8 protein-coding genes and 1 pseudogene are annotated in these 6,612 nt (G+C 66.1%); 4 read left to right on the top strand and 5 right to left on the bottom strand.

The window, feature by feature from the left end:
• Positions 1-127: 127 nt before the first annotated feature.
• From CA236_RS18355 to CA236_RS18340, 4 genes and pseudogenes are all read right to left on the bottom strand, one after another.
• A pseudogene (locus tag CA236_RS18355) lies at positions 128-559 on the bottom strand (type IV secretory system conjugative DNA transfer family protein); the annotation flags it as partial.
• Complete coding sequence (locus CA236_RS18350) at positions 559-843, bottom strand: hypothetical protein (RefSeq protein WP_046407050.1); 285 nt, start codon at positions 841-843, stop codon at positions 559-561. The pseudogene CA236_RS18355 and the gene CA236_RS18350, both read right to left, overlap by 1 nt.
• Positions 824-1,066 carry a conjugal transfer protein TraD gene (locus CA236_RS18345; RefSeq protein WP_046407093.1) on the bottom strand — a complete coding sequence of 81 codons (243 nt, stop codon included), beginning with the start codon at positions 1,064-1,066 and terminating at the stop codon, positions 824-826. Before CA236_RS18345 ends, CA236_RS18350 begins: the two co-directional genes overlap by 20 nt.
• Positions 1,067-1,085: 19 nt before the next feature.
• Positions 1,086-1,409 carry a conjugal transfer protein TraD gene (locus tag CA236_RS18340; protein WP_046407048.1) on the bottom strand — a complete coding sequence of 108 codons (324 nt, stop codon included), beginning with the start codon at positions 1,407-1,409 and terminating at the stop codon, positions 1,086-1,088.
• A 169-nt stretch (positions 1,410-1,578) separates the two neighbouring features.
• Between CA236_RS18340 and traA the strand changes: the two genes are divergently transcribed.
• The 4 genes from traA to CA236_RS18320 all read left to right on the top strand — a co-directional run bounded on the left by traA (position 1,579) and on the right by CA236_RS18320 (position 6,115).
• Entirely contained in the window at positions 1,579-4,491 is a 2,913-nt protein-coding gene (gene traA / locus CA236_RS18335; protein ID WP_125946695.1) for a Ti-type conjugative transfer relaxase TraA, read from the top strand.
• A gap of 33 nt (positions 4,492-4,524) precedes the next feature.
• Entirely contained in the window at positions 4,525-5,226 is a 702-nt protein-coding gene (locus tag CA236_RS18330; protein WP_231621823.1) for a DUF6118 family protein, read from the top strand.
• Between the two features lie 349 nt (positions 5,227-5,575).
• On the top strand, positions 5,576-5,890 hold the full coding sequence (locus CA236_RS18325; RefSeq protein ID WP_046407046.1) for a hypothetical protein: 315 nt from the start codon (positions 5,576-5,578) through the stop codon (positions 5,888-5,890).
• Positions 5,891-5,908: 18 nt separating this feature from the next.
• Positions 5,909-6,115, top strand: coding sequence for a hypothetical protein (locus CA236_RS18320; RefSeq protein WP_046407044.1), 207 nt, complete (start codon positions 5,909-5,911; stop codon positions 6,113-6,115).
• A gap of 46 nt (positions 6,116-6,161) precedes the next feature.
• Here the strand turns inward: CA236_RS18320 and CA236_RS18315 are convergent, their stop codons facing one another.
• Positions 6,162-6,374, bottom strand: coding sequence for a hypothetical protein (locus CA236_RS18315; protein WP_046407042.1), 213 nt, complete (start codon positions 6,372-6,374; stop codon positions 6,162-6,164).
• Between the last annotated feature and the right edge of the window lie 238 nt (positions 6,375-6,612).

The following is a 6,612-nucleotide window of genomic DNA, read 5'->3' as shown; positions in this document are numbered from 1 at the left end:
CACCTATGACTTTACATGGATGTGGGAAGAACTGGGGCTTAGCGACCTCCGGCGGTAACGGCCATCATGCGGTTCTTGAAATGTTCTCGCTTAGCGTTGTCTGGCGTACCTTCCACGCGATGCCCTCTTTTGGGTCTATGCAGACCACGGAGCGGTCGAGCAGCAGCAGGTTGGGGATGATCGTGCCGACGCCCTTGCCCGAGCGGGTGGGTGCGATCGTTAGCAGGTGCGCCGCGCCGTCATAGTGGAGCAGCTTGCCGGACTCCTTGGCACGGCCGATCAGGAGATCCCCATTCGTCTCCAGCTTGCGCAAGTCGGCCCGATCGCCGAAGCGGGCCGAGCCCAGTAGCTCGTTCCGGCGGTTGGCGGCGCGGCTGTTGATCCACCAGGTCGCGCCGATCAGTCCGACCAGGACCAGGAACGACACCGTGCCGGAAATCTGCCCGACGCCGAAGATGCCTTCCAGCCACCGCGCCGTCGCATAGGCCGCGACGAACGAAACGACGATCGCGAGCCGCCAGCTGATCGGCCGACGCCCACCGATGAGCGGCCCCGCCATCAGCTCGCCCGTTCCAGGGGCGTGATCGGAAGTGCCGGATCGGCATCGGGATGGTCGAGCAGCTTGAGGATGATTTGCGTGGCGAGGGGAGGGGGCACGGCCTCGTCGCGCAGCATATCGAACAGCGCCTCGTCGTCCGCGCTCAGCGCCATGCCCTCAATCGCGAGGTTGGCGCGCGATTCAGCATCGGCTTCGCGCCATTCCGCCACGTCAGCCAACGTGCCGCGTTCGAAATCCAGTGCGCGGACTTCCCGGCGGATCGCCTCAATATCCAGGACCGCCATCGCCTTTCTCCATCGCTTCGCTTTCCGTGTCGAACGCACGTTTGCCGCGCCGCTTCCAGAGCGCGAGCGTGTCGCCACGATCGTCACCGCGAGCGCGGCCGACCAGCTCCAGCAGCGCGCCGTAGATCGTGGCGCGATCGTCGTCGGCGAGTTCGACCAGGCCGGCTTTCTGGACGAGGCCGCCCAGCTCGATCAGGTGGCGGGTGCGCTCGCGGCGTTGCACGACCCAGGCTCGCGTATCGTTACGACGCCGCGCCGCTTCCAGGCGCTGGATCATCGCCCGGTTGCGCGTTCCCGCTATCGCCGTTGCCGCCAGCAGTCCGGCCACCTTTGCGCCCGCGCCGTTGAAAGAAAGCGGAGCCCTTCGCGCGCCACGCCTCCTTCACTTCCGCGTTCTGCGAGGCGACGGCATCGAGCAGCACGCCGGCGAGCGTTTCCATGTCGAGCGCATCGGCCCCGGTGGCGGTGACGAGCTGGCCTAGCTGCTCGATGCGACGCGCCTTGATCGCCTTGGCGCGGCTCTCCAGCGCCTTCAGCTCCGCGTCATAGTCGCGCACCTTGCGCATGGTGCTCTCTCCTTCCGCGTCAGGTTCACCGCAGCCTAGCAAACAGGAACGAGCAGGCAACCCATAACGGAAACGCACGGCAGTCAATCAGCGGGAGCGAAGCGAGTGGTGAGTGCGCGCTTATACGTCGTTGTCGACGTGCGCTAAGAAGTGCATCATGGTAGTCGCGATGGCGATCTACCATTTCAGCGCCAAGGTCATCAGCCGCGCGAAGGGCTCCAGTGCCGTCGCGTCCGCTGCCTATCGTTCGGCGTCGCGGCTGTTCGACGAGAAGCTGAACCGCCATCACGACTTCTCGAACAAGGCCGGCGTCATCCACTCCGAGGTGATGTTACCGGACGGCGCGCCAGAGCGTTTAAACGACCGCACCGCGCTCTGGAACGAGGTGGAGGCAGGCGAGAAGCGCAAGGACGCGCAGCTTGCCCGCGAGGTGGAGTTCTCGATCCCGCGCGAGATGAACGAGAAACAAGGCGTCGCGCTCGCCCGTGATTTCGTCGCCGAGCAGTTCGTGAAGCGCGGGATGGTCGCCGACCTCAACGTGCATTGGGACAAGGCGAAGGACGGCAGCCCGAAGCCGCACGCGCATGTCATGCTGTCGATGCGCGACGTGGGACCGGACGGGTTCGGGCAGAAGAACCGCGACTGGAACGGCACCGAGCTGCTTAAGGAATGGCGCGAGGCGTGGGCGGCCCATGTCAACTTGGCGATGGCCGAGCTGGGACTGGAGGGGCGGATCGACCATCGCTCCTATGCCGATCAGGGGATCGCACTGGAGCCGCAGCACAAGATCGGGCCGGCGGGAATGCGCCGCCTCGATCGTGGCGAGGACGCCGAGCGCGCCGACGATCACCGGCGGATCGCGCGCGAGAACGGCGACAAGATCGCGGCCGATCCGCGCATCGCGCTGGACGGCATTACCCGGCAGCAATCGACCTTCACCACCCGCGACCTGGCGGTGTTCGCGTTCCGTCATTCGGATGGCAAGGAGCAGTTCGACCGGGTGATGGCGGCGGTGCGCGCCAACCCCGAGCTGATTGCGCTGGGGAAGGACGGGCGCGACCAGGAACGGTTCACCTCCCGCGACATGATCGCGACCGAAGTGCGGTTGGAGAAGGCCGGCGACGAGCTGGCGCGCCGCGGCGATCATGGTGTGTCCGATCGGCAGCGGGATGCCGCGATCGGGGCGGCCGAGGGCAGGGGGCTTGTCCTGTCCGGCGAGCAGCGCGACGCCTTCGACCATATCACCGGACGCGACGGACTGGCGTCGGTCGTCGGCTATGCCGGCACCGGCAAGTCGGCGATGCTGGGCGTCGCGCGCGAGGCATGGGAGCGCGAAGGCTACCGGTTGCGCGGTGCGGCACTGTCGGGGATCGCGGCCGAGAATCTGGAGGGCGGATCGGGGATCGCGTCGCGCACGATCGCCAGCCTGGAGCATGGCTGGGCGCAGGGGCGTGACCAGCTCGGGCCGAAGGACGTGCTGGTCGTCGACGAGGCGGGGATGATCGGCACCCGCCAGATGGAGCGGGTGCTGTCCCATGCCCGTGACGCCGGCGCGAAGGTCGTGTTGGTGGGCGATCCTGAGCAGTTGCAGGCGATCGAGGCGGGCGCGGCGTTCCGGTCGATCGCCGAGCGTCACGGTGCGGCCGAGATCACCGAGGTTCGCCGGCAGCGTGAGGGCTGGCAACGGGATGCCACGCGGGCGCTGGCGACCGGCCGCACAAGCGAGGCGCTGGCCGCCTATGCCGCGCACGGGATGGTTCACGCGGCGGACACGCGCGAGGCGGCGCGGGCCGAGCTGGTCGACGGATGGGATCGTCAGCGCCAAGCCGAACCGGACAAGACCCGCATCATCCTCACCCACACCAACGCCGAGGTCCGCGAGCTGAACGGGGAAGCGCGCGACCGGCTGCGCGCGAGCGGTGAGCTGGGCGAGGACGTGGCGTTCGCGGCCGACCGTGGTGCCCGTGACTTCGCGGCCGGCGACCGGCTGATGTTCCTGCGCAACGAGCGGTCGCTGGGGGTGAAGAACGGCACGCTGGGCACGATCGCGCACGTCACGCCGGAGGGCATGACTGTCCGCCTCGATGGCGGGCGCGAAGTGACGTTCGCGGCGAAGGAATATGCCCATGTCGATCATGGCTATGCGGCGACCATCCATAAATCGCAGGGCGTGACGGTCGATCGCGCGCATGTGCTGGCGACGCCGGGGATGGACCGGCATGGTGCCTATGTCGCCTTGTCCCGGCACCGCGAGGGCGTGCAGCTCCACTATGGCCGCGACGACTTCACCGATCAGCGCCAGCTCGCCCGCGTCCTATCGCGTGACCGCGCCAAGGACATGGCCGGCGACTATGCCGCGCCGTCCGACAATGACTGGGCACGCGCCTTCGCCGAGCGGCGTGAGATCCGGTTCGCGGAAGTCGCGCGAGAGATCGCCGCCAAGGTGCGCGACAAGGCCAAGGGCATATTCGACGGCTTCCGACCCCGGGCACCGGAGAAGGCGTCCGCGCCGGAACGGGAGCCCGCGACCGGCGGCAAGCCGGACCAAGCCAAGGCAATCGAACGCTATGCGCGCGCCACGGCCGATATACGCCGGATGCGCGCCAAGGGCCTGCCGGTTCTACCCCATCAGGAGAGCGCGTTGCGCAAGGCCGGCGAGGTGCTGGACGCGAACCGGCCCCATGCCGCGCGCGACCTTGCTTCCGCGCTCAGGCGCGATCCCAGGCTGGTCGAGCAGGCCGCCGGCGGCAACACCGGCGGAGCGGTGCGCGCGATGGCCGAGGAACAGCGCGTGCGGCTCGACCCGGAGGCGCGTGCCGGAAGGTTCGTGGAAGCATGGAAGGCGATGCAGCGCGATCGTGCCGCCCTGGAGCGGGTCGGCGACCGCGCCGGCGCGGAGCGTATGCGCGGCAACATGGCGAAGGTCGCCGGCGCGATCGGGCGCGATCCGCAGCTGGAATCCGCGCTGCGCCGCCGCGCGCCCGAGCTGGCGCTGAAACTGGAGAAGGACCGCGCGGTTGGTGACGCGCTGGCGAAGTCGTTGGGGCCGGATCGCGAGCGTGACCGGGGACTGAGCCGATAGAAGGCGTGCTTTCGGGTGCGTGAGGGAGACAGGATGAGCGAGGACGAGCACGAACCCGAGACAGCCCAGGAAGCCTTTGCACGGGTGGAGGGTGAACTGGCATTGCTACGCCGCGTCGCCGAGCGGATGGCGAGCGAGCGCGCCGAACTCCCGGAGCTGCCCGACTATAGCGAGACGCTGGCAGGCATGGTGCAGAAGATCGACGCCACCTTGGAGCGCGTCGACGCGCTGGCGGCGGCGGTCAGGGACGGAGCGAGCCCGCGCTATGTCGTTGACCGGATCGTGGCGGGGGAGGGCGGCGCCCGCGCCGAGGACCGGCGAATGATCGCAACCGCAGCCGCAGAGCTGAAGGACGCAATCCGCGTGCTCCAGGGTGTCGCCGCATCGGCGCGACGCGACGACGAGCAGAACCGCTGGTTGATGTGGACCGCGATCGGCGGAGTGGTGCTCGGCATGGTGCTTTGGGCGGCTTTCGCTGGCGTTGTCGCGCGCGCCGTGCCGGCGAGTTGGCAATGGCCGGAGAAGATGGCAGCGCGCACGCTCGCCATGCAGATGTGGGAAGGCGGGCAGCGAATGATGGAGGCAGCCTCGCCCGGCGCGCTCACTGCCTTGGCGGCAGGTGACCGGATCGTTGCCGCCAACCGTGAGGTGCTGGAGGCGTGCCGGAAGCGTGCGAACCGGGAGCGCGAGACGGTTCGATGCACCGTCAGCATCGGCTCTGAGCGAGAAAAGTAGCTTGTGGGGGCAAACGTCGCAACGGGGCGTTTCGTCAGGGTTGTCGGGACCGATATCGATCCAGGTTGATTCTCCGGGCTTGTGTCAGCTCTTCGGGAGAAAGAATGCCTGTCGTACAATGGTGTTTGGGGCTGCCCCACCAGGGAACCGTCGCCGCAACCGAAGGTGGAATTTGGCAGTTGGATGTACGGCATAGCGGCTATTGGCGCTGGACGTGGAGAGTGTCCCATTCGGATCACCAGGATTCAAGGTCGGGTTCGGCCTCTTCTGCGGGGATGGCAATGAAATGCGCGGAAAGTGTCTTGGAGGAGTTGGAGAAGCGGCTGATCGGCAGTGAGTGGAGTCCGCAGTGCTGAGAAGTATTCTGTCGCTACTGCTGGCGCTGGCGATCACGATCGCAACCGCCTGGATCAATCCGCCCACGGACGAGCGAACGATGTACGGCCATGAAGGCCCGGTGGAGCAAAATTGGCTGCCTCGCGAAGTGGCAGGCTGGCCTGCCCCCTATCTGGCTGACAATCCGAACACCTCGGTTATTCATAACGTCGGAGTCGAGGACAATTTTCGCGCGGGTTCGTTCATCGCCACGCTGAGTTTCTGGTTTATCATCGTCTCGGCCCTGAGACGGTTTGGACGTTGGATCAGACGCAAGATGCAGCGTTAAGGTCCGGAGGAGGATGTGATGGGGTATTTCGCCAAATACGACACACCGGCCGATCTTCTCGCTGACAAGGACCTGAGCACCGGCGAGAAGATCGAACTGCTTGAATCGTGGCGAGACGACAAGGAAGCCTACATGCGCGCTGCTGGAGAGGGCATGCAGGGTCCTAGTCGATCAGATGCACTGCGTCTCATCGAGAACGCGCTGATTTCCCTACGCGGCGAATAGCCTAGGTAGAGCGTTCGAGCCCTTGTGGCAGGTGCCTTGGTAAGTTCTAGCGGAGGCTATTGCGTTCACTCTGGCGGCTGATCCACCACGGCATGTCGCCGACGAGCATACCGGGGTGCTCCGCTAACTCGGACAATGCCACCTCAAGGTGCGCAATCACCTGGCTCAGTAGCATAGCGGCTTCCGTACCTTCCATCTCGGCGCAAGCCTTGGACAGGTTCGCAATATCGGCAGCGAGTGCTTCTAGGTCGTTGAGCATGACATGTCCGAAAACCGGCAGTTAAAAAGGGCGTCTACTCGTTCCCGTCTTCCAACGGGAGAGTAGGTTCGCTGGCTTTGGTCTCTATGGTTTCGGACGGCGGCACTGACGTGATGGGTTGGACGGCCCCTGCACCAGCGTAGCTGTGCGATGATGTGGTCGTTGAGCCACGTCTAGGAGTTGATCCATGCAGCAGGATGTCGTGACCGTCGGTGTCGATCTGGCGAAAAACGTGTTT

This window comes from Sphingomonas sp. ABOLG (assembly GCF_003950435.1).
Lineage (GTDB): Bacteria > Pseudomonadota > Alphaproteobacteria > Sphingomonadales > Sphingomonadaceae > Sphingomonas > Sphingomonas panaciterrae.
Note: the sequence above shows the minus strand (reverse complement) of the source record. Positions and strands in the feature narration are given on the sequence as shown.

Coding starts and splice junctions, on each gene's coding strand:
- CA236_RS18350 (WP_046407050.1), bottom strand. CDS start 843: ATGGCGGTCCTGGATATTGAGGCGATCCGCCGGGAAGTCCGCGCACTG.
- CA236_RS18340 (WP_046407048.1), bottom strand. CDS start 1,409: ATGCGCAAGGTGCGCGACTATGACGCGGAGCTGAAGGCGCTGGAGAGC.
- traA (WP_125946695.1), top strand. CDS start 1,579: ATGGCGATCTACCATTTCAGCGCCAAGGTCATCAGCCGCGCGAAGGGC.
- CA236_RS18330 (WP_231621823.1), top strand. CDS start 4,525: ATGAGCGAGGACGAGCACGAACCCGAGACAGCCCAGGAAGCCTTTGCA.
- CA236_RS18320 (WP_046407044.1), top strand. CDS start 5,909: ATGGGGTATTTCGCCAAATACGACACACCGGCCGATCTTCTCGCTGAC.
- CA236_RS18315 (WP_046407042.1), bottom strand. CDS start 6,374: ATGCTCAACGACCTAGAAGCACTCGCTGCCGATATTGCGAACCTGTCC.